The organism is Chitinophaga tropicalis (assembly GCF_009758205.1).
Lineage (GTDB): Bacteria > Bacteroidota > Bacteroidia > Chitinophagales > Chitinophagaceae > Chitinophaga > Chitinophaga tropicalis.
Genome location: NZ_WRXN01000004.1, coordinates 277,568 through 299,033, shown reverse-complemented (window position 1 = coordinate 299,033; position 21,466 = coordinate 277,568). Strand labels below are relative to the sequence as shown.

At 45.9% G+C, this 21,466-nt stretch carries 18 protein-coding genes; 14 read left to right on the top strand and 4 right to left on the bottom strand.

The annotated features are described in order from the left end of the window. The first annotated feature begins 308 nt into the window (after nucleotides 1-308). Entirely contained in the window at nucleotides 309-896 is a 588-nt protein-coding gene (locus GO493_RS11620; RefSeq protein WP_157306329.1) for a hypothetical protein, read from the top strand. Nucleotides 897-956: 60 nt separating this feature from the next. Here the strand turns inward: GO493_RS11620 and GO493_RS11615 are convergent, their stop codons facing one another. Further along, nucleotides 957-1,382, bottom strand: coding sequence for a hypothetical protein (locus tag GO493_RS11615; protein WP_157306328.1), 426 nt, complete (start codon nucleotides 1,380-1,382; stop codon nucleotides 957-959). A 385-nt stretch (nucleotides 1,383-1,767) separates the two neighbouring features. Between GO493_RS11615 and rhaT the strand changes: the two genes are divergently transcribed. From rhaT to rhaM, 8 genes are all read left to right on the top strand, one after another. Further along, on the top strand, nucleotides 1,768-2,826 hold the full coding sequence (rhaT, locus tag GO493_RS11610; RefSeq protein ID WP_157306327.1) for an L-rhamnose/proton symporter RhaT: 1,059 nt from the start codon (nucleotides 1,768-1,770) through the stop codon (nucleotides 2,824-2,826). Nucleotides 2,827-2,861: 35 nt separating this feature from the next. After that, the gene (locus GO493_RS11605) at nucleotides 2,862-4,979 is read left to right on the top strand and encodes a bifunctional aldolase/short-chain dehydrogenase (protein WP_157306326.1); all 2,118 of its coding nucleotides are present in this window, start codon (nucleotides 2,862-2,864) and stop codon (nucleotides 4,977-4,979) included. Nucleotides 4,980-5,222: 243 nt separating this feature from the next. Next, a complete protein-coding gene (locus GO493_RS11600; RefSeq protein WP_157306325.1) occupies nucleotides 5,223-6,497 on the top strand; it encodes a TIM barrel protein in 1,275 nt (424 codons plus the stop codon). Nucleotides 6,498-6,512: 15 nt separating this feature from the next. Continuing rightward, on the top strand, nucleotides 6,513-7,859 hold the full coding sequence (locus GO493_RS11595) for an FGGY-family carbohydrate kinase (RefSeq protein ID WP_157306324.1): 1,347 nt from the start codon (nucleotides 6,513-6,515) through the stop codon (nucleotides 7,857-7,859). Nucleotides 7,860-7,864: 5 nt separating this feature from the next. Beyond that, complete coding sequence (locus GO493_RS11590) at nucleotides 7,865-8,599, top strand: (Fe-S)-binding protein (RefSeq protein ID WP_157306323.1); 735 nt, start codon at nucleotides 7,865-7,867, stop codon at nucleotides 8,597-8,599. After that, nucleotides 8,599-9,978 (top strand): lactate utilization protein B, encoded by a 1,380-nt coding sequence (locus tag GO493_RS11585; protein ID WP_157306322.1) that lies wholly within the window; start codon nucleotides 8,599-8,601, stop codon nucleotides 9,976-9,978. The genes GO493_RS11590 and GO493_RS11585 overlap by 1 nt, the downstream gene beginning before the upstream one ends. After that, the gene (locus tag GO493_RS11580; RefSeq protein WP_157306321.1) at nucleotides 9,978-10,562 is read left to right on the top strand and encodes a LutC/YkgG family protein; all 585 of its coding nucleotides are present in this window, start codon (nucleotides 9,978-9,980) and stop codon (nucleotides 10,560-10,562) included. Before GO493_RS11585 ends, GO493_RS11580 begins: the two co-directional genes overlap by 1 nt. A gap of 27 nt (nucleotides 10,563-10,589) precedes the next feature. Then, the gene (rhaM, locus tag GO493_RS11575; RefSeq protein ID WP_157306320.1) at nucleotides 10,590-10,901 is read left to right on the top strand and encodes an L-rhamnose mutarotase; all 312 of its coding nucleotides are present in this window, start codon (nucleotides 10,590-10,592) and stop codon (nucleotides 10,899-10,901) included. Nucleotides 10,902-10,988: 87 nt separating this feature from the next. Here rhaM and GO493_RS11570 read toward each other — a convergent pair whose 3' ends face one another. Beyond that, nucleotides 10,989-11,873 (bottom strand): right-handed parallel beta-helix repeat-containing protein, encoded by an 885-nt coding sequence (locus GO493_RS11570; protein WP_317165420.1) that lies wholly within the window; start codon nucleotides 11,871-11,873, stop codon nucleotides 10,989-10,991. A 74-nt stretch (nucleotides 11,874-11,947) separates the two neighbouring features. Between GO493_RS11570 and GO493_RS11565 the strand changes: the two genes are divergently transcribed. Then, on the top strand, nucleotides 11,948-12,157 hold the full coding sequence (locus GO493_RS11565; RefSeq protein WP_157306319.1) for a hypothetical protein: 210 nt from the start codon (nucleotides 11,948-11,950) through the stop codon (nucleotides 12,155-12,157). A gap of 13 nt (nucleotides 12,158-12,170) precedes the next feature. On the opposite strand, the gene GO493_RS11560 is transcribed toward GO493_RS11565, so the two are convergent. Together GO493_RS11560 and GO493_RS11555 are read right to left on the bottom strand one after the other, a co-directional pair. After that, nucleotides 12,171-13,850: an arylsulfatase gene (locus tag GO493_RS11560; protein WP_157306318.1), complete on the bottom strand. Its 1,680-nt coding sequence runs from the start codon at nucleotides 13,848-13,850 to the stop codon at nucleotides 12,171-12,173. A gap of 14 nt (nucleotides 13,851-13,864) precedes the next feature. Further along, nucleotides 13,865-14,881: a GntR family transcriptional regulator gene (locus GO493_RS11555; protein WP_157306317.1), complete on the bottom strand. Its 1,017-nt coding sequence runs from the start codon at nucleotides 14,879-14,881 to the stop codon at nucleotides 13,865-13,867. Nucleotides 14,882-15,122: 241 nt separating this feature from the next. On the opposite strand from GO493_RS11555, the gene GO493_RS11550 reads away from it, so the two are divergent. From GO493_RS11550 to GO493_RS11535, 4 genes are all read left to right on the top strand, one after another. After that, nucleotides 15,123-15,395 (top strand): hypothetical protein, encoded by a 273-nt coding sequence (locus GO493_RS11550; protein ID WP_157306316.1) that lies wholly within the window; start codon nucleotides 15,123-15,125, stop codon nucleotides 15,393-15,395. A 915-nt stretch (nucleotides 15,396-16,310) separates the two neighbouring features. Then, nucleotides 16,311-18,110 carry a polysaccharide biosynthesis protein gene (locus tag GO493_RS11545; RefSeq protein ID WP_232538817.1) on the top strand — a complete coding sequence of 600 codons (1,800 nt, stop codon included), beginning with the start codon at nucleotides 16,311-16,313 and terminating at the stop codon, nucleotides 18,108-18,110. A 107-nt stretch (nucleotides 18,111-18,217) separates the two neighbouring features. Beyond that, nucleotides 18,218-19,015 (top strand): polysaccharide biosynthesis/export family protein, encoded by a 798-nt coding sequence (locus tag GO493_RS11540; protein WP_157306314.1) that lies wholly within the window; start codon nucleotides 18,218-18,220, stop codon nucleotides 19,013-19,015. A 15-nt stretch (nucleotides 19,016-19,030) separates the two neighbouring features. After that, nucleotides 19,031-21,433 (top strand): GumC family protein, encoded by a 2,403-nt coding sequence (locus GO493_RS11535; RefSeq protein ID WP_157306313.1) that lies wholly within the window; start codon nucleotides 19,031-19,033, stop codon nucleotides 21,431-21,433. Nucleotides 21,434-21,466 lie beyond the last annotated feature (33 nt).

The following is a 21,466-nucleotide window of genomic DNA, read 5'->3' as shown; positions in this document are numbered from 1 at the left end:
GTATCTTTCAGGCATGTTTTAAGCATGTTTAGTGTATGTATTGCGGTAGCACTTTAGCGCCACGGGTATTGCCCGGTATAGTCCTAATATAGATTTACACTTCTGTTAGACAATCCTGTTTGAAGTTTACAATTTGGTGTTAATAGAATGTTCTTCTGTCGGGAATTAAGATTTTCATCCTCCTTTGTGAACCATGTTCATGAATGTTTTTTGAGCAATTCCCCTCAACCATCCTTCGCAAAAACTCAACCGCTCCTAAAAATGATAATTTTTCTATATATTTGCCCCAAATAACAGAATCCTATCCTATGAAAAGATATCTACTGCTGCTGATGGCAGCCTTTGCCCTCGCTTACACCGCCTGTTCAAAGGAATCCGGTATCGATGGTAACACAGATCCGGAAGATTCTACTTCAACACCTCCCAATACAAAGAAAGATAGTATTGTCAGCTATAGTAGTGTACAGTTTGCATTACTGCCTGGTAGTGAAACATATGGCCGTGTATTTTCTACTATTAAAGGGAAGGTATATACTGACAATGTACCGGATAGCATAGGTAAATACCTGGACCTGGCCTTTATAAACTTTGGCTCTTCTTCTATGTTCTTTGCCAGTGTGAACGATCCTTCTTTCGATCTGAAACTCCCCGGTGTCACCACTACGCTTGTACGTAACACCGTACCGGATAGTGTCCTGGCTGTCAGCGCGTTTGATACACTGTCACATGCCGCTACGCTTAACAAACAGACTATCGCTACAGATGATGGCAGCTTTGCTTCAACAGACCTGCCTGTGCTGATCCTGTTCCAGAATGGTTATGGCAAGAAAGGTGTGATCAAAGTGAAATCAATGGGATTGGAAACTATTACAGCAGATATTAAAGTAGTATACTGATAAGATATTTTATGCAGAGAACAGGGGCCGGCCTTCTTTTGAAGCCGGTCCCTTTATTTTTTAAGAACTTTCATTGTTGTTTTTGTTAGTGAGCACAGTTAATTTTTGATTCAGCGTTTTCCATCCCTGTATCTCATTGAGATCAAGTATTGCCTCATCAATATCCTGGCTAAGAGGATCAGGACATGTGTAGACCCCTATCTTTTTGAATAGATCAATATTCATACTTGCTGAATAAACATCTATCAGCCATTCCGCCTGAAGCCCGCCTTCTGCCGTCGGAAATAAAAAAGGCCGTGGTAGCGAATGATCATAATTTTCTTCAAATATATCGGAGAACCAGAGAAGATGACTGCGGTTTAATGCAATACCCCGGCCGTTCAGCCAGCCATCCTGTAGCTTAGATAGTTCTTTTAATCTTGTAGGTACATCCAATGGATCTAAAATGACTGGTTTCGATTTCTTACGCCTGATACTTCCACGCATAAACAATGTGTTTAAGTTAAATGATAAAAATTCCTGAAACATTGAAGGGGTTAACCTTGCTCTGAAGTATAGTTATGAGAAAGGACTGCGAATATACGTTTTTTACTCATCTCACTATATCCCCCTCATTAAAAAAATCACCACACACAGCCTCCCCCCTCTATCAAAAAAAACAGCTGTGCGCAGCGCAAAAAATCCTTCTCAAAAACGGGGTTTTGCCGAAGGCGAAACCCCGTTTTTGAGCAATTCTTTCAAATTATACCTCAACCCAAAATCATAATTGAGATACTACATCTTCCCAAATAGGTAGGTATAGGACAGTTGCACATACCCCTTTCCCTATATTTGATTTAATCCACGGTTTAAACCAAACAATTCCACAATTATGCAAGCTATTTTAGGCGTTTTCTTTCATTTTATCGGAGGCTTTGCCTCAGGCAGTTTCTATATCCCTTTCAAGAAAGTAAGAAACTGGGCCTGGGAAAGTTACTGGATAGTAGGAGGCTTCTTCTCCTGGTTAATAGTCCCTTTCCTCGCCGCCTGGATCACAGTACCTGATTTCCTCAGTATCATCCGCGCCACTGATTCCAATACGCTCTTCTGGACCTATTTTATGGGAGTATTATGGGGGATAGGTGGTCTGACATTCGGCCTCGCCATGAGATACCTCGGCATGTCACTCGGCATGTCCGTAGCCCTGGGCTATACCTCGGCCTTTGGCTCTTTAATACCTCCCGTATACCGGGATCTTTTCACCAGCGATACAACACATACTTTCTCAGCTATGCTGCGCAGCAACGGTGGACTCCTTGTCCTGGCCGGCGTAGTGGTTTGCCTTCTCGGCATTGCCATCTGCGGTGCAGCAGGTGTCATGAAAGAAAGAGAACTTTCAGAAGATCAGAAAAAACAAAGCATACAGGAATTTAACCTGCGCAAAGGACTTATAGTAGCTACTGTATCCGGCATTCTCAGCGCCTGCTTCAACTTCGGTATCGAAGCCGGCAAACCAATGGCAGCCATAGCGGTAGAACAGGGCAGCAACCCGCTTTTCCAGAACAACGTGATCTTTGTAGTGTTGTTATGGGGTGGGCTTACCACTAATCTTTTCTGGTGCCTGCTGCTCAACATCCGCAACAAATCCTTTGGCGATTACATCAACAAAGAAACTCCGCTGGCCGGCAACTATTTCTTTGCTGCTCTGGCGGGTACCACCTGGTTCTTCCAGTTCTTCTTCTACGGTATGGGAGAAAGCAAGCTGGGAAATGGCGCCAGCTCCTGGATCCTGCATATGGCATTTATCATTATGATCTCCAGCTTATGGGGTATCACCCTGCGGGAATGGAAAGGCGTCAGCACCAGAACATTCACTACCATCCTCCTCGGTGTCATCACCATTATGATGTCAGTGCTGCTGGTTGGATTCGGTAATTCGCTGACTGACTAACGAACTATAAAAACAATAATAAATAAAGCAAGAATATGTCTGCAACAATCAATTTCAAGCACGTAAGTTATCTGTGGGATGAAAAGAAAGCAGCTGAGCTGGCAGGAGACGAAGTAGCCCTCCTGATCTACCGCTCCAACCTGCTGGGCGCCGATCTGAGACTCACCAACTACGGCGGTGGCAACACCTCCTGTAAGGTGATCTCCAAAGATCCGCTGACAGGAAAGGATACAGAAGTGATGTGGGTAAAAGGCTCCGGCGGCGATCTTGGCACACTGAAGCGCAGCGGCCTGGCAGCTTTGTATGTAGAGAGACTGCATAGCCTTGAAAACATTTACAGGGGTATCGAACACGAAGATGAAATGGTGGAACTGTTCAACCACTGCATCTTCGACCTCAGCTCCAAAGCTCCTTCTATAGACACTCCTCTGCACGGCTTCTTACCATTCAAACATATAGACCACCTGCATCCCGATGCCGCCATCGCCATCGCCGCTGCAAAAGACGGCAAACGCATCACCGAAGAGCTCTTCGGCGGTACCATAGGATGGGTGCCCTGGCAACGTCCGGGCTTCGATCTCGGACTGCAGCTTAGACAATGCCTGCAGGATAACCCCGGTATCAGGGGCATCATGCTGGGCTCTCACGGCCTCTTCACCTGGGGAGATACAGCTTATGAAAGCTATATCAATACCCTCGAAGTAATAGAACGTTGCGCTGCTTACCTCGAATCTCATTATGGCAAAAAAGGCCCCGTATTCGGAGGTACACGCATCACTTCTCCTCCCGCCGAAGTAAGAAAGAAACAGGCCGCTGCCCTGGCTCCCGTATTACGTGGCTTATGTTCAGGTCATACCCGCATGGTAGGACATTTCACTGACGATCCCCGCGTACTGGAATTCATCAACTCCAACGATCTCGACAGGCTGGCCCCCCTTGGCACCAGCTGCCCCGACCACTTCCTGCGCACCAAGATCAGCCCGCTGGTATTGCCGCTGGACCCTCAGGCATCCCTGGATGATGTACCGGCGCTGAAACAACAGCTGGAACCATTATTCGCCGCATACAGGCAGATGTATACCGACTATTACAACACCTGCCGCCATCCCAACAGCCCGGCTCTCAGAGACCCGAACCCTGTTGTGATCCTCTATCCCGGTATCGGTATGTTTGCTTTCTCAAAAGATAAACAGACCGCCAGGGTAGCTGCAGAATTCTATACCAACGCTATCAACGTAATGAAAGGAGCGGAGGCCATTTCAGAATATACAGCTTTACCCAGACAGGAAGCTTTTGACATAGAATACTGGCTGCTGGAAGAAGCAAAATTGCAGCGTATGCCTAAGCCCAAAGCGCTTTCCGGCCGCATTGCCCTGATCACTGGCAGCGCCGGTGGTATCGGCAAGGCTATCGCCAAAAAATTCGCCAACGAAGGCGCCTGCGTGATCATCAATGATAATGACGCTTCCCGCCTGGAATCTGCCAGGGAAGAATTTTTAAAACAATACGGTAAAGACGTTTTTGCCACCGCCATCCTGGACGTTACCAAAACAGGCGATATACATGAAGCGTTTAACGTAGCCAGCCTCGCCTTCGGCGGAGTAGACCTGGTAGTGAACTGCGCCGGCCTTTCCATCTCCAAGCCCCTCGAAGCACACACCGAAAAAGATTGGGACCTCTTATATGATGTACTGGTAAAAGGCCAGTTCCTCGTTACCCAGCAAGGTGTAGAAGTAATGCGCAAACAGGAACTGGGAGGCGATGTGATCAATATTGTCAGCAAGAACGCCCTCATGAGCGGACCTAATAACGCCGGTTATGGCTCTGCAAAAGCCGCACAGTTACACCTCAGCCGTCTCAACGCTGCAGAACTGGGCAAAGACGGTATCCGTGTAAACGTAGTGAACCCTGACGCCGTTATCGCAGACAGCAAAATATGGGAGGGCGACTGGGCCGCAGGACGTGCAAAAGCATACGGCATCACAGTAGAAGAACTGCCCGGCTACTACGCAAAACGCACCCTCCTTAACCAGATCATCTTACCGGAAGACATTGCCAACGCCTGCTTCGTCATCACCGGCGGCTTACTCAACAAATCCACCGGAAACGTCATCAACGTCGACGGAGGAGTAGCCACCGCTTTTGTCCGATAATATTCAGTAACAACCAACAACAATAACCCCGGCTTTGCTCGGCCGGCCTGAAGTACCGAAACGTCAGTATAGTTAAAAATGGGCCTTATCTGTTTGACAAACGTTTGATACCGCTAAATATAGCTACCACGTTCAAACATTTGAAAAAGCTAAATAGAAATCCAGCCAAATAGATTCAGCCCATTTTTAACTATACTGACGTTTCCATCACAAAAAGCACTAACTTCCAAAACAACTCCCGTTATGAACATCGAAAAATTCCAGATAGCCGAATTCAACAACGCCCGTCAGTCAGACCACCAGCGCAGCTTTGAATACACAGCAGAAAAAATACCCAACCTCAACGATATCCTTCAGAAACTACAGGACTTCCAGGTAGCCATTCCCAGCTGGGCCCTCGGCACCGGCGGTACCCGTTTCGGCCGCTTCTCCGGCAGCGGAGAACCCCGCAACCTGGAAGAAAAGATCGCAGACATCGGCCTCCTGCACGCCCTCAACAAAAGCAGCGGCGCCATCTCCCTGCACATCCCCTGGGATATCCCGGAAAACGCAGCTGCTATCAAAGCATTGGCCGCGCAGCACGACATACGTTTCGATGCTGTCAATTCCAACACATTCCAGGACCAGCCGGATCAGGCGCTCAGCTATAAATTCGGCTCCCTGCACCATACAGATAAGGCAGTCAGAAAACAAGCCATAGAACATAACATCGAAGTGATCCGCTATGGCATGGAACTGGGCTCTGAATCACTTACCGTCTGGTTATCTGACGGTTCCTGCTTCCCCGGACAGCTGAATTTCAGAGGGGCTTTCAAACGTACGCTTGAAAGCCTGCAGGAAATCTATGCCGCCCTGCCGGACGCATGGAAACTGTACATCGAATACAAAGCTTACGAACCTAATTTTTATTCCACCACTATAGGCGACTGGGGCCAATCCCTCCTTTTTGCCAGCAAATTAGGCCCTAAGGCTTATACCCTGGTTGACCTGGGGCACCACCTGCCTAATGCCAACATAGAACAGATAGTAGCGCTGTTGCTGATGGAAGGCAAGCTGGCAGGATTCCATTTCAATGATTCCAAGTATGGTGATGACGATCTCACTGTAGGCAGCATCAACCCATATCAGCTCTTCCTCATCTTCAATGAGCTGGTAGAAGGTATGGACGCCCGCGGAATGAACCATGCCAACGATCTTGGCTGGATGATAGATGCATCTCACAACGTGAAAGATCCGCTGGAAGACCTGCTGCAATCAGTAGAAGCCATCATGATCGCATACGCGCAGGCATTACTGGTAGACACAAAAGCTTTACAGCAGGCACAGCTGAATAACGACGCTGTAGCAGCACAGGAAATATTGCAGCATGCCTTCCGTACAGATGTACGTCCGCTGGTAGCGCAGGCCCGTTTGTTGTCCGGCGGCGTAGCCGATCCTGTAGCCTTCTACAGGCAGTTCAAGGTAAGAGAGCAGCTGATTAAGGAAAGGGGATTGAAAACCGTTGCAACTGGATTGTAAATCATCTGCTATACTATGGACTGCATTGCTATTCTCGATATTGGCAAGACAAACAAGAAGCTGTTCCTGGTAGACGAGCATTACCGCATCGTCTGGGAAAGAGGCGCCTGTTTTGAAGAAACGGCAGATGAAGACGGCGATGCCTGCGAAGATATTCATCTGCTCACGCGCTGGGTGCGCGAAAGCCTGGACGAGCTGACTCATCTGCCCGGTTATACTGTGAAGGCGCTGAACTTCAGCACTTACGGCGCCAGTCTGGTATATCTTGATGCAGACGGACAGGTGCTCACTCCCTTATACAATTACCTGAAATCCTATCCTGAAGACCTGTCGGCCGGCTTTTACAGCCAGTACGGCCAGCAATCACAACTGTGTAGCGAAACAGCATCGCCGGCGCTGGGTAGCCTCAACTCCGGGCTGCAGTTCTACCGGCTCAAACACCAGCAGCCTGCCCTGTACAGCCGCGTGAAATACGCCCTGCACCTGCCCCAGTATATCAGCTATCTCGTTACCGGCAAGCCGCTGGCAGATATTACCAGTATAGGCTGCCATACTATGTTGTGGAACTTCAGGGAAAATAACTACCATAGCTGGGTACACCTGGAGGGGCTGGCGGAGAAGTTCCCGCCGCTTTTTCCGGGGAACAGTGTTCTGCCCGCACAGATCGGCAAACAAACCTGTCTCTCCGGAGCAGGGCTGCATGACAGCTCTGCCGCACTGATACCCTACCTGGCAAGTTTTACGGAACCCTTTGTACTCATTTCCACCGGTACCTGGTGTATCACCATGAACCCTTTTAACAGCCAGCCGCTTACACCGGAAGAGCTGGCGGAAGACTGCCTCTGCTATCTTACCTACGATGGCCGGCCCGTAAAAGCTGCCCGCCTCTTTGCCGGTTATGAGCATGAACAGGAAGTAAAGAGGCTGGCAGAATATTATCAGACACCGGTAAATTACTACCAGCAAGTAGTTTTCGACCCTGCTATATTTGCTCAATTGCTGGCGGTGAGCCCGGAAGCCTCCCGCTTTGCAGCAAGATCGCTGAGTGCTTTTGAAACCTATGAAATAGCCTATCACCGCCTGATGATGGATATCATGGACGCACAAAAGCACTCTTCAGAACGGGTGATTGCCGGCACTGCCGTTAAACGTATCTTCGTAGACGGTGGATTTGGCAGGAACACGGTGTATATGCACCTGCTGGCCGCAACCTTCCCTCAAATGGAAGTCTATGCAGCCTCTGTAGCCCAGGCTACAGCAGTAGGCGCCGCCCTGGCCATTCACCGGCACTGGAACAACCAGCCCTTACCGGCCGATCTTGTGGAAATGAGACATTATAGCTGCGGCTCGATTTATATTTGAACAAGATGAAAGTAGGACTCTTCATACCATGTTACATAGACCAGTTTTATCCTAACGTAGGCATCGCCACATTATCACTGCTGGAAAAACTGGGCTGTGAAGTGGTATATCCCCAGGGACAAACCTGTTGCGGACAACCCATGGCCAACTCTGGATTTGAACACCTGACCCACGGCTGCAATGAGCTTTTCGTTAAGAATTTCCAGGATTACGACTATATAGTAGCTCCCTCAGGAAGCTGTGTGCTGCATATCAAAGACCATCTGCATGTAGATGGTAAGGAAGATGCAGCCACACATATACGCCAGCGTATCTATGAGCTCTCCGAGTTCCTGACAGACGTATTGAAAGTAAACAACCTCCGGGCAAAATTCCCGCATAAAGTAGGTATACACCAAAGCTGCCACGGACAACGGGGCTTGCACCTCTCCCAGATGACAGAACTGGTAGCTGCCCCCTTCTCCAAACCGGAACAGCTGCTGCATATGGTAGAAGGACTGGAACTGGTAGAACTGAAGCGCAAAGATGAATGCTGTGGCTTTGGCGGAACTTTCTGCGTATTTGAAGAAGCAGTGTCTGTCAAGATGGGAAAGGACCGTATAGACGACCACGTGAATAATGGAGCCGAATATATTACCGGGAATGATGTGAGCTGCCTGATGCACCTGGAAGGTATTTTACGCCGTCAGAACAGCAACGTAAAAGTATTACACATTGCAGAGATCCTGAACCACGAATAATGAACGAGCACCAACATAAAGAACATTCACTGCTTGCGGCAGATTTTAACAGGAACGAGCCCCGTGTGAACTGGCATGATGAAACACTGTGGTGGGTTCGTCAGAAACGGGACAGGATGGCGTGGACCCTTCCCGAATGGGAAGCCCTTCGTGAAGCCGCTTCCTGCATCAAACATAATGTACTGGGCAACCTGCACGATTACCTTGTGGAGTTTGAACGTAACGCACAACAGAACGGTGCCGTTGTACACTGGGCTGCCAATGCAGAAGAGCATAACCGTATCGTACTGCAGCTGCTCAGAGAACAGGGCGTGAAACGCATGGTCAAAAGTAAATCCATGCTCACGGAAGAATGTCATTTAAACCCTTTCCTTGCAGAGAACGGTATTGAAGTGATCGATACAGATCTTGGAGAACGTATCGTACAGCTGGCAAAAGAACCGCCAAGTCACATCGTTCTGCCTTGTATCCATAAGAAAAAAGAAGAAATTGGAGAGCTGTTCCATGAACACCTGGGCACACCGGCCGGCAATGCCGACCCCCAGTTCCTGACAGCAGCAGCCAGGCAGCATCTCCGAAAAGAATTTATACAATCGCGCGTAGCTATCACGGGCGTTAATTTCGCCGTTGCTGAAACAGGAGAGATGGTGGTCTGCACCAATGAAGGTAATGCCGATATGGGCGCTCACCTGGCAGATGTACACATCGCCTGTATGGGTATTGAGAAGATCATCCCCAAACGCCATCACCTGGGCGTCTTCCTGCGTTTACTGGCAAGAAGCGCTACCGGACAACCTATCACCACTTACAGCAGCCATTTCCGTAAGCCTAAAGCAGGACAGCAGCTACATATTGTACTGGTAGATAATGGCCGCAGCAGACAGCTGGATAGGGACGACTTCCGCAATTCTCTCAAATGTATCCGTTGTGGTGCATGTATGAATACCTGCCCGGTTTATCGCCGTAGCGGCGGACATAGCTATCATAACGCCATTGCAGGCCCTATAGGAGCTATCCTTGCGCCTAACCTGGATATGAAAGAATATGCTGACCTGCCGTTTGCTTCTACTTTATGCGGCTCCTGTTCCAACGTATGCCCCGTGAAGATCGACATTCATCAGCAGCTGTATAAATGGAGGCAGGTAATAGTACAGGAAGGACATAGCAAACCGGCTAAAGCTGCCAGCATGCATGCTATGAACATGGTACTGTCCAGGCCGGGTCTCTACAAAGCCGCCGGTGGCGCCGGCCGCTGGGTAATGAGGGCTATGCCGGCAGTGGTCAATAACAAGCTGAACCCCTGGTATAAACAGAGGGAAATGCCGGAAGCACCGAAACAGTCTTTTGCAGATTGGTATAAGAAAAACAGGAGTAAATAATGAGTAGCAGGGAACAGATATTAGCCGCTATAAAAAGGAATCAGCCGGAACAGCAGGAACTGCCCGTACTGGACAGCTTCAGGCATACAGAAGCCGGCGATCCTGCCGCTTTCAGGAAAGTAGTGGAAACACTTGGCGGACAGGTATACGAGATCACATCATACACAGAAATACAACCGCTGGTAGCAGAACATTATACAGATGTTACCCGTGTGGTATCTATCAGACCTGAATATTTTCCCGGCGCAATTACCGGGTGGCAGGAGGGAGACGGCAGGCAGCTGGAACAGGTAGATCTGGCCATTATTCCAGGCCAGCTGGGAGTGGCAGAGAATGGCGCCATCTGGATCACCGAACAGGAAATAGAAGTGCGCGTATTGCCTTTCATCACCCAGCATCTGGCTATTGTATTACCGCGGACAGAGATACTGCCTACCATGCATGATGCTTATGCCCGTATCTGGTCACCATCAGCCGGTTTCGGCGTGTTCATTGCCGGTCCGTCCAAGACGGCAGATATTGAGCAATCGCTGGTACTGGGTGCACATGGCGCTAAAAGCCTTACCGTTTTTTTAATAGGATAACCCAGTCTCAGTTAATAAGCCCATGTTATGAAAATAGCTTTTAAAATGCGCCTGAAACCAGGGTGCAAAGAGGAATACCGTAAACGGCATGATGCAATCTGGCCGGAATTAAAGCAATTGCTGAAAGAAAGCGGTGTCAGTGATTATACTATCTTTCTCGATGAAGAAACAGATACACTATTTGCCGTACAGCAACAGAGGGGCAATCAATCCTCACAGGACCTGGGAACTTTACCCATGGTTCAGCGCTGGTGGAAGTTTATGGCAGATATCATGGAAACGAATCCCGATAATTCTCCCGTTACTGTTCCTCTGGAGAAAGTCTTTCATATGGATTGAAAAGTAGTGCATGAATTTTTTTTGAGCACAGTTTTTACACAAAATTCATACGGATAAACTACGAAAGTTAACCAACCTCCTCCTTAATTAATAGATCCTGTAAAACAGGGTTTTCCCATTACCAGTCCCGGTGCTGCCGGTAGTAGTAATATGGCCTGTATTGCCATTACCATCATAACCGGATGCCAGGTTATAGCTGGAAGTACAGTTAGTCACGGTATGTGGCACATTCTGCCCTGAACTGCCCAGCTTAAAGCCGTTGCCATCTCCATTACCGCCAAAGCCGTTGTTGGTGGCAGTACAGTTAGTGATTGTTACAGTGTATGGCTGCCCGTAAAGGTCCCAGCCATCGTCAGAATTGTGATTGGCAGTACAGTGATCGAACTTGTTGTTTTTTCCTGCAGACAGTTTACAGGCAAATCCATCAGCATTTTCGCCATTGTTAGCAGCATCATAGTTATCGTTGGATTTACAGTAGCTGATGTTATTGTCGTGCGATTCATTATAGATCTGCAGACCGGAATCGCCATTGCCTGAAGTAGTGACGTTATAAACGTAGTTATAACCGCCATACTGGAACACCAGGCCACAATCCGGCGCATTTTTAATAACCATATTGGTAATATTCCAGTAACTGCCATTTACCTTTACCCCCCATCCGGAGGAAATACCGGAACAATCCAGTGTACCGCCGGTGAAGTTGATCTTGGCGCTGGAAGTGCCGCTTTTCAGGCATTGCAGTGTACTGGTAAGGCGGATAGTACCGCTGATAGTGATGATATCGCCGGGGGCGGCATTGGCTATAGCCGTTTTAAGTGCAGCTTCAGTAGTTACGGTTACGCTTGTAGCCGCTGCGCTTACGGCAGCTTCTGTAGGTATTTCCCGCTGTAACAGGGGGTTATTATTGTCTTTTTGACAACTTATTGCAGCGGTCATAACGATGGAAAGTGTGATTTTCTTTAAATTTTGCACGTGCTCTGGATTTTTGGTTAACGGATAGTTTGATCTGGTTGACGGGAGGTTGGTTAACTTATCTTGTTAAAGATATGGAAAATAACTTTAAATTCTTTAGGCAGCCACGGGCATTCAAAAATCAGCCGCGCATAAAAAAAATCCAGCAACCGCAGGCTAAACCCTCTCAAAAAAATCAGCCGCGCGCAGCGCAAAAAAAAACTCTCAAAAAACGGGGGTTTGCCGAAGGCGAAACCCCGTTTTTTGAACAATCCCATATAACTCAGGCAAACCTTTTGCAATAACCCCACTGTGGATTTAGTTACCCGGCTTGGGGTATACATCATGGCTATACGCCCACTTCCGCCATAAACTATCCAGCTCTTCCACTACCCCCGGCTGACTACCAGCCATATCTCTCATCTCCGTTTTATCCACAGAAAGATCGTATAGCCGCCACGTAGTATCATTACTCATGGAAACCAGCTTCCAGTTACCTTTCCTGGCATATCTGGCCCCAAAATGCTCATTAAACAGCAACTCATGGCCTCCTGGCTTATCCCTGAATGAAGATGTAAGACTGATCCCCGTCGTAGGCGTGATCTTCCTCCCCTTATATACAGCAGGATACCTGGCCCCGGCCAGCTCAGTGAATGTAGCCATGAAATCCATAACATGCCCTGTCCATGAACTGAAACCGCCCTTAGGCACAGAAATACCTTCAGGCCAGAACGCTATCAACGGGGTATGTATACCTCCTTCGTACGACTCAGCTTTCCAGTACTGGTATGGAGTATTTGCTACATTGGCCCAGCGGGTCCCTATAGAGGCATAAACCGTTTCCGGGCCCGGAAGGGCCTGTTTCCTGGTAGCATATACGATTTCCCGGCCGTCCCTCGTCTGGCTGGGCCTGTCAAAACCTGGTCCGTAGGCAGCGCAGTTCTCAGGACTGGCGCCGTTATCAGACAGGAAAAGGATCAGCGTATTATCCAGCTGGCCTGTTTCCTTCAGCGCAGCAATGATACGGCCAATACCCTGGTCCATACGGTCTGTCATAGCAGCATGGACAGCCATGGCTTCTGCATCCCAGACGCTGTCAGGATTGTTTTCCCATTCCAGGTCATTCTTCCAGCGGGCAGAGAGTTTAGTAGTGGTAGTATCTATCAGGCCCATTTCAGCCATTCTCCTGTAACGGGCCTGGCGGATAGCCTCCCAGCCGGCTTTGTAGGTCTGCCTGTACCTGGCAATATCTTCGGGTAACGCGTGCAGTGGCCAGTGTGGCGCATTATGAGCAACATACAGGAAGAAGGGTTGTTTAGAGCCCGCATACCCGCGGATGTAGGCAACAGCAGTATCATTGATGGCGTCTGTATGGTAATAGTCCTTCGGGACCTCCCGTATGGGCTGGTCCCCGCTTACAAGACTGAACGGATCATAAAAGTCCACTACGCCCCAGATAGTTCCAAAGAACTTCTCAAAACCACGGTGAGTTGGATATTGTGCAATAGGAGAGAAGGGACCTCCTGCTTTCCGATGGTTAAGCCAGTCCAGTTGCTCCTGCTTTGTTGGCTGGCCATTGGTATTGGAAACATGCCATTTGCCGCACATGGCAGTATGATAACCGGCGCTTTGCAGAACTTCCGCCAGCGTTACGGTATTATCCGTCAGGTGCCCGCGGTAACCCGGCTCATCTTCTGCATCGGTCATCCTGCCAATACCAGCCTGTTGATTGTACAGACCGGTCAACAATGAAGCACGCGTAGGACAGCATCTGGAAGTATTATAAAATTGTGTATAACGGATACCGTTATGAGCAAGATAATCGATGTTGGGAGTATGCACTTCTCCTCCATAACAACCGATGTCAGAATAACCCAGATCGTCTGCAAGAATGACGATAATATTTGGACGTGGAGCTTTCCTGTCACTCAGGGAAAGTAATGTTACAATGCCGGCGCCTGCCAGCAGGGTTGACAATAGGACCTTGTACCTTTTCATAAAAATAATAAGAACTATAGTGAATGTCTTAATATAAGTCTGAATGGGTTCTTTACACGTTCATGCCTTTTCTCCATGATCATCCTGGCAGCAGAAGCTCCCATCTGTTCATGATCTGTAGAGATCACTGTGATCCCGTCCAGCAATATTTCTTTCAGCAATGTTTCATTATAGGAAACAATGCCCACATCTTTACCAATAGTAAGCCCTTTATTCCTGCATATTTTCACCAGGTTCACCAGGTCTGTTTCCTCGATCACGATATATACCTGCCCCTTCTGTACTGGTGTATTCAATTCCACGCCATCTATAACCGAATAATCAAAATCCTGCATACGGCTGAAATACTGGAACCCCTTCTGGATCTCCTTCGGATATGGTGTGAAACCCGGATCGGCAAACACCAGGCTGGAATATTTTTTCAGGGAAGGCAGAGCATCATGCAATGCTTCATAGATATCCTTTTCAAAATTCTGGTATACAGCTGCATAATTACCTGACAGCCCGGGAAGTTCCTTATCCAGCAATATCAGCTGTTCAGAAGGTATCTGCTGCATGATTTTCAGCACTTTTTCCGGCTGATCATAAAAGTGAGGCATGATCACGTAATAATCGTAATCTCCCAGGTGATTGGTGATCAGGTTTTCAAACAACTGTACACTATGATGGTGAATATGCAGGTCCACAAACACATTTTCTCCCAGTGTTTTTACAAAGGAATTATACACCTGCTTTTTATAGTTGCTGATCTTGTTGAACAGCAGCAGTATACGCAGTGGTATCACCACATCGGTACGGTTAATAAAATATCCCTTACCCTTTACAGAAATAATGATCTTTTTATCCCGGAGCTCTTTATACGCCTTTTCTACTGTACCTCTCGACAAAAGGTATTGTTCACTCAGTTCATTGATAGAAGGGATCTGCTGATCACGTTTCAATACGCCATCACGGACTGCTGTCATGATAGCATCTGTGATCTGCAGGTAAACCGGTGTTTTACTGTTTGTATCAATATGCAATCCTTTCATCTAAGCAAAATAGCAAACAAAAAGGACATTGAAAGAGAAGGCATTTTTAACCATAGAAAATAAAGTTTAAAATTATTTAATGTAATTAAAATAATATTTGTATTTTTACTATATAATTCCTATGCCTGGTGTTAAGTACGCCGACAGTAAATAGTATTTATCCAATCTTTTTGAAGAACCTTTCCCAAAGGGTTGAGTACCCTTATTTTATTAATGTAAACAATTATTCATATTTATACCTATGAGTTATATCCTGATGCAGGGCTCTGATAAAGTTGAGCGTATAGAGCTGCTTGATTGTCCCAAATGTAAACATGGAACACTGGACGACCGGGTACCCCGCGGCTTTTTTGTAAAGTACGTATTAGGCTTTCTGCCGCTTCGCAGGTATATCTGTTATGCCTGTTTCAAAAAAACATATATCTGGCATAAAGAAAAGCCGGCCCATGTTCACGAAGCGCTTCCGCAACAACATACAGTCCGTCACGAACGTGTGGCGTTGCAGGCACACTAAGTGTGGAAATTTACCAAAGCAGCAATTAAATAAAACTATCAATATACCCGGTACCGTATGACGGTATCGGGTATTTTTTTTTATTTGTCAACCATCTCATAATAGGATATAGTTGAATTTGTTTTATTCAGCATTTGTTACTTGCTTTAGCTGATCAGCTAACAGATGAGTTTATGTTTTAAAAAAATTAAAACAAACCGTCCTTATTTATTGTTATCAAGAACAGGCTCTTACCCCCAAAAAAGGAAAATTGTATTTGGTATAGTGTTTGTTTGTTCAGACAACACCGAATGGAACTATTTTTTGCAGGTTATATGTGATCAAGCTTTAGAGTAAGCCTTAAAGTCAACTAACCAGGTCATGCATAGTAGAATTATTACAACCACGTCTTTGTTTAGAAACCACGTGTTATGTTCAGAGTGTAACTGCGTAGGTAGTGCTGTGCTGAATCATATTAATTTGAAAACTGGCTATACGTAGTTATACGCGAAATTCTGATAACGCAGTTTTACTTTCCTTTCGGAACCGATAATCTTAATTTTATTGTGATGTGCGATACAGCTGAGGTTGAATTGAATCTATACAGGAGATGTTTTTTTCATATTATGAAGGATAGATATTAGAGCAAAAAACATGTGGATAAGCTTATCTATTCTTTATCTAAAAGTAAACATTATGTATTTATTTTGCACTCAGGTTAAAACGTAAAATGTGAAAAGCGATGGCAAGCTAATTTGAGAATGAATGAACTGATACAAGTTTTAACCTTATCTAATTAAACCGATGACTAAGAGATCATGGATTACCCCGTCCTGGCTGATTCTATTGTTGGACCTCGGGTGTTCGATTATTGCAATGAGCCTGGCTTTTTTGCTCAGACTTAATTTTAACCTCGAAGATTTTAGCCATTACCCCATGCAGGATATTGTTGTGGTAGTGGTGAGCGTAAATCTGTTGGTATCGCTGATTTTCCGCACGTACACTGGTATAGTAAGATATACCAGTATGGCAGATATTGGGCGTATTTCCTGCCTCAGCCTGATCAGCGCAGTTATCTATTACTATGTTAACGTAGCTGCTCTTTACTACAGTAAAGAGAACATGTTCCCCTTGTCCGTCATTGCCATTAACTTCTTTATCAGCACCTTCTTCCTGCTGTCTTACAGGCTATTTGTTAAATGGGCGTTCAGGTACTATGCTCGTTATGGTACCATGAACAAAACAAAAGCTGTAATATATAATGCAGGACACTCAGGCTTAATGGTGCGCGAAGCTATCAATAACGACATTGAAGGGAATATCAAAGTATGCGCTTTCCTGGATGATAAACTGACAAGGACCGGTAAACGCCTGGAAGGATTACCTATCTGCAGCACAAGCAAATCATCTCTTGAAAGACTCGTTAAACAGGAAAAGATAAAGCTACTTATCGTAGCTGAAGAAGCGCTTGAATCCTGGCAACTCAATAACCTGGTAGATACATGTATCAGCCTGAACATAAGAGTTCAGAAAGTACTGCCTGTCAACAAATGGATCAATGCCGGCTGGAGTTCTTCCCAGCTGCAGGACATAAAGATAGAAGACTTGCTGGACCGCTCTGTTATCAGCATCAATAATGAACAGGTAAGCCGTGAAGCCAAAGGGAAAGCCATACTGGTAACAGGCGCCGCCGGCTCCATAGGCAGTGAACTGGTAAGACAGCTGATAAAACTCAGCCCTTCAGTGATCATCCTGTGCGATAAAGCAGAATCACCATTGCACGAACTGGAAGTGGATATAATGGAACTAAGCCCAACAGTGCCCATCGTTCCTTATATTGCTGATATCTGCGACAGAACACGTATGCAGCAACTGTTTGAAGTATATGAACCTACTGTAGTATATCATGCAGCTGCATACAAACATGTACCGATGATGGAGAAAAATCCCTCTGTCGCAGTATTGAACAACGTCTTGGGTACAAAGATCCTTGCTGAGCTGGCTGTTGAATTCAATGTCGAGAAATTTGTAATGGTATCGACAGACAAAGCAGTGAATCCTACAAATGTAATGGGCGCCTCTAAAAGGATCGCTGAGATCTTTACCCAGTCTTACAATCATCACGTTAACAGGCAGTTTAAAAAAACAGGCCCGGTATTTGGCAATCCGCCTACCCGGTTTATTACCACAAGATTCGGAAATGTACTCGGATCAAACGGTTCTGTTATTCCACGGTTTAAACAGCAACTTGAAAAAGGAGGACCGCTTACAGTAACACATCCGGAAATCACCCGCTATTTTATGACCATCCCCGAAGCCTGCCAGCTGGTACTTGAAGCCGGAGCTATGGGGCAAGGTGGTGAAATATTCGTGTTTGACATGGGCAAACCTGTCCGGATAGCTGAACTGGCACACAAGATGATAAGGATGAGCGGAAAAGAACCGGGAAAAGATATCCAGGTAGTATATACCGGTTTACGCCCGGGAGAAAAACTGTATGAAGAACTATTGAATAACGCAGAAAACACTGTAAGTACATACCACGAGAAAATAATGATTGCGCGCGTACGCGAATATGATTTTGTAGAGGTGAATAACAATATTGACAAGCTTATAGCTGCCGCACGCAAGCACTATATCACACCTACAGTGACGTTAATGAAACAACTGGTGCCGGAGTTTATCAGTAAGAACTCGGCATATGAGCAACTGGATAAGGATAAAATCAAGCTATAGTAATGATAAGCCCCTTCTGCATGCCGGCATAACAGATGTTATGACGGTGGGCTGATTTATTAATACTAATAAAATCAATAAATATCAATAAGCTGGAAAATAGTTTTATGCGTCTTAACTCAATTTTTATTCTTTTAATCCTGAGCGGTTTTACTATTTATTTTGGTTCATGTGCAAGCCCTAAAAACATTGCATATTTTAAAGATGTTCCTGATACTGCAAAACTCAGACTTATAGAGCAGGCTGCTTATAACACTCCAAAGATCCAACCGGACGATATTTTGCAGGTAACAATACAGACATTGGACCCGGGCAGTTCAGGTTTGTTTGATCAGGCAGGGGGAGGAAATACAAGCCCAGGCACAGCCAACGGAATGGGAAATTTATCAGGCAATGGATACCTGGTAGATAAAGAAGGCTACGTGATCTTACCCTTGTTAGGTAAAGTATCCGTTCTCGGAAAAACAACAGACCAGGTGAGAGACGAGATCAGCGCTAAAGCCGCTGTATACTATAAAGATCCGGTTGTTAACGTAAGATTTTCAAATTTTAAGATAACGGTTTTGGGAGAAGTGGTCCGTCCATCTTCATATGTTATGCCTAATGAAAAGGTGACAATCCTGGATGCTCTGGGAATGGCCGGCGATCTTACTATTTATGGAAGACGGGAAAACGTGTTACTAATAAGAGCAAATGGTAATAAGAAAGAGTTCGTGAGATTCAATCTGAATGACAGTAAGATTTTTTCTTCTCCTTACTTCTACTTACACCAGGGAGATGTCGTTTATGTGGAACCGAATAAATCGAAGGTCGCCTCAACAGATATGGCAAAGGCCAGGAATTTTACAATCATAGCTTCGATATTGTCAGTCATTGTTATTCTCGCTACAAGGATTAGCTTCTAATTTTTATTAGTTTTTATGAGGGATCATTCAGTGAATAATTTAAATGGTAACGGATTTTCTTCTGATCATCAACATCAGGAAGCCGAGATTTTTAATTTAAGGAAAGCCCTTGATAAGGTAATTTCTTATTGGTGGTTATTAAGTATTTGTCTTGCTATCTGCCTGGCAGCTGCCTGGCTCTACTTACGGTATGCCACCCCCAGCTATAAAGTAAATGCTAAAATACTGGTGCAGGATGACAGCAAAGGATCTGATAACGGAGAGGGCGTATTGCAGCAATTAGAGCTATTTACCGGGAAAGGAAATGTTGATAATGAAATAGAAGTGCTGAAATCCCGTTCCCTGATGGAAAAAGTGGTCAGGGAGCTCCAGCTGAACATAACATATTATGTTGAAGGACATGTAAAAAAAATAGAACAGTTTGACTATTTACCGTTCACACTCGATTGGCTGGTACTGAATGACTCCTTACAGAAGGCCAGTTACACTTTAACAATCGAAAAAGATAACGGCATCAGGCTGACAGGCCATGATATCGTCAAACAGGCCCGCTGGGGAGATACCCTGCACTTACCGGAAGGTATAGTGAAACTGAAAAGAGAAGAAGGGTATAGCCTCAATAAGAAAGAATACCTGATCAATATCAATTCGGTAGACGCCACTGTGGCAAGATACCAGAAATTAATTGACATCAGCGCTCCGAATAAACAGGTAAGCATTATCGACCTTTCCCTGGTAGAGAATGTACCCCGTAAAGGAGAGAAAATACTGAATACGCTCATCCAGGAATATCTTCAGGCCAGCGTGGACGATAAGAACAGGATAGCAGACAGCACTATCGGTTTTATTGATAACCGGCTGGTCTTAGTTACCAAAGAACTGTCCGGTGTCGAAAAGGAAATACAGGACTTTAAACAGAGTAATTCTCTTGCAGACCTGAGTGAGCAGGCCAAGCTGCTCGTTTCCGGAAGCGGCGATTTTGTTCGTCAGCTGACTGAACTGCAGGTGAAATTAAGTGTAGTCGAATCTCTCCAGAAATACATTGAGGATTACAAGAACAACAAACGCATAGTTCCTTCTGCTCTTGTGGTTCAGGACCCGACTTTCGTAGGCCTGGTAGAAAAATACAATACCCTGCAGCTGGAAAGAGAACGCCTGATGATAGCAAATACCGAATCCAACCCGGTTGTTCAGAGTATTGATAAACAGATCTCCGGTCTGCGTGAGGATATACGCAATAATATGGCCTCTTTCAGACAAGGCATAGAAGCCAGCATAACCGAGCTGCAACGGAACTCAAATCTGTTGAACGATAAGATCAGGCAGGTGCCGGCCAAAGAGCGCGTATTCCTGGACTATTCAAGACAGCAGGCAATAAAACAGGAATTGTACCTGTTTCTTCTGAAGAAACGGGAAGAGTCAGCTATTTCAAAATCATCAAACCTGGCTGCCGCCAGAATAATAGATACCGCTAAAAGCGATTCCTCGCCTTTCACTCCCAAAAGACCTATCATATTTATGATCGGACTGCTGGCAGGGCTCGCCATTCCCGCGGCTATCATCTATCTCTTAAGTATGCTGAACACCAAGGTGCTGGGAAAAGAAGATATTACTTCCCAAACCCCCGTATCTGTTTTAGCAGAGATTGGTCATAACCCTAATAATGATATTGTTGCTGTTAAAAAAGATTCAGTAACCCCTCTTTCCGAACAGTTCAGGGCACTGAGGACCAACCTGCAGTTCATATTCACTCAGCAGGATGAAAAGGTGATCCTGCTTACTTCCAGTATGAGTGGCGAGGGAAAATCGTTCATCTCTGTTAACCTGGCATCTGTATTAGCCCTTTCCGGAAAGAAAGTAGTGCTGATGGAAATGGACCTCCGCAAACCTAAAATATCAGAGAATCTGGGCTTGGAGAACCAGACAGGATTCAGTACATATGTAATTGGCAAAACACCGCTGGAATCTTTGATCAGGCCTTCTTCGATCCACGAGAATTGCTTTGTGATAACTTCCGGCCCCATTCCACCTAACCCGGCAGAGCTGTTATTACAACCTAAGGTGAAACAACTTTTCGCCGAATTGAGGGAACGTTTTGACTACATTATTATTGATACCGCACCAATTGGAATGGTTACCGATGCACAGCTGCTGGCTTACCTGGCAGACATCACACTGTACGTGGTACGTCATGGGTACACCTACAAACAACAATTACAGTTAACCAGGGAGCTTTATTCCCAGAAAAAAATGCCTAAGCTCAATATTGTAATAAACGATGTCAAAATGAGCCGAAGCAATAATTATGGTTACGGATATGGCTACGGTTATGGTTACGGTTACGGATATAGCGTCAACAGCAACCACTCTTCAAAAGGTATTCTGAAAAGAGCCACCAGGATCTTGAAAAAATCTTAAAGGACACAAAAATATTTAATAATAGTAATTACT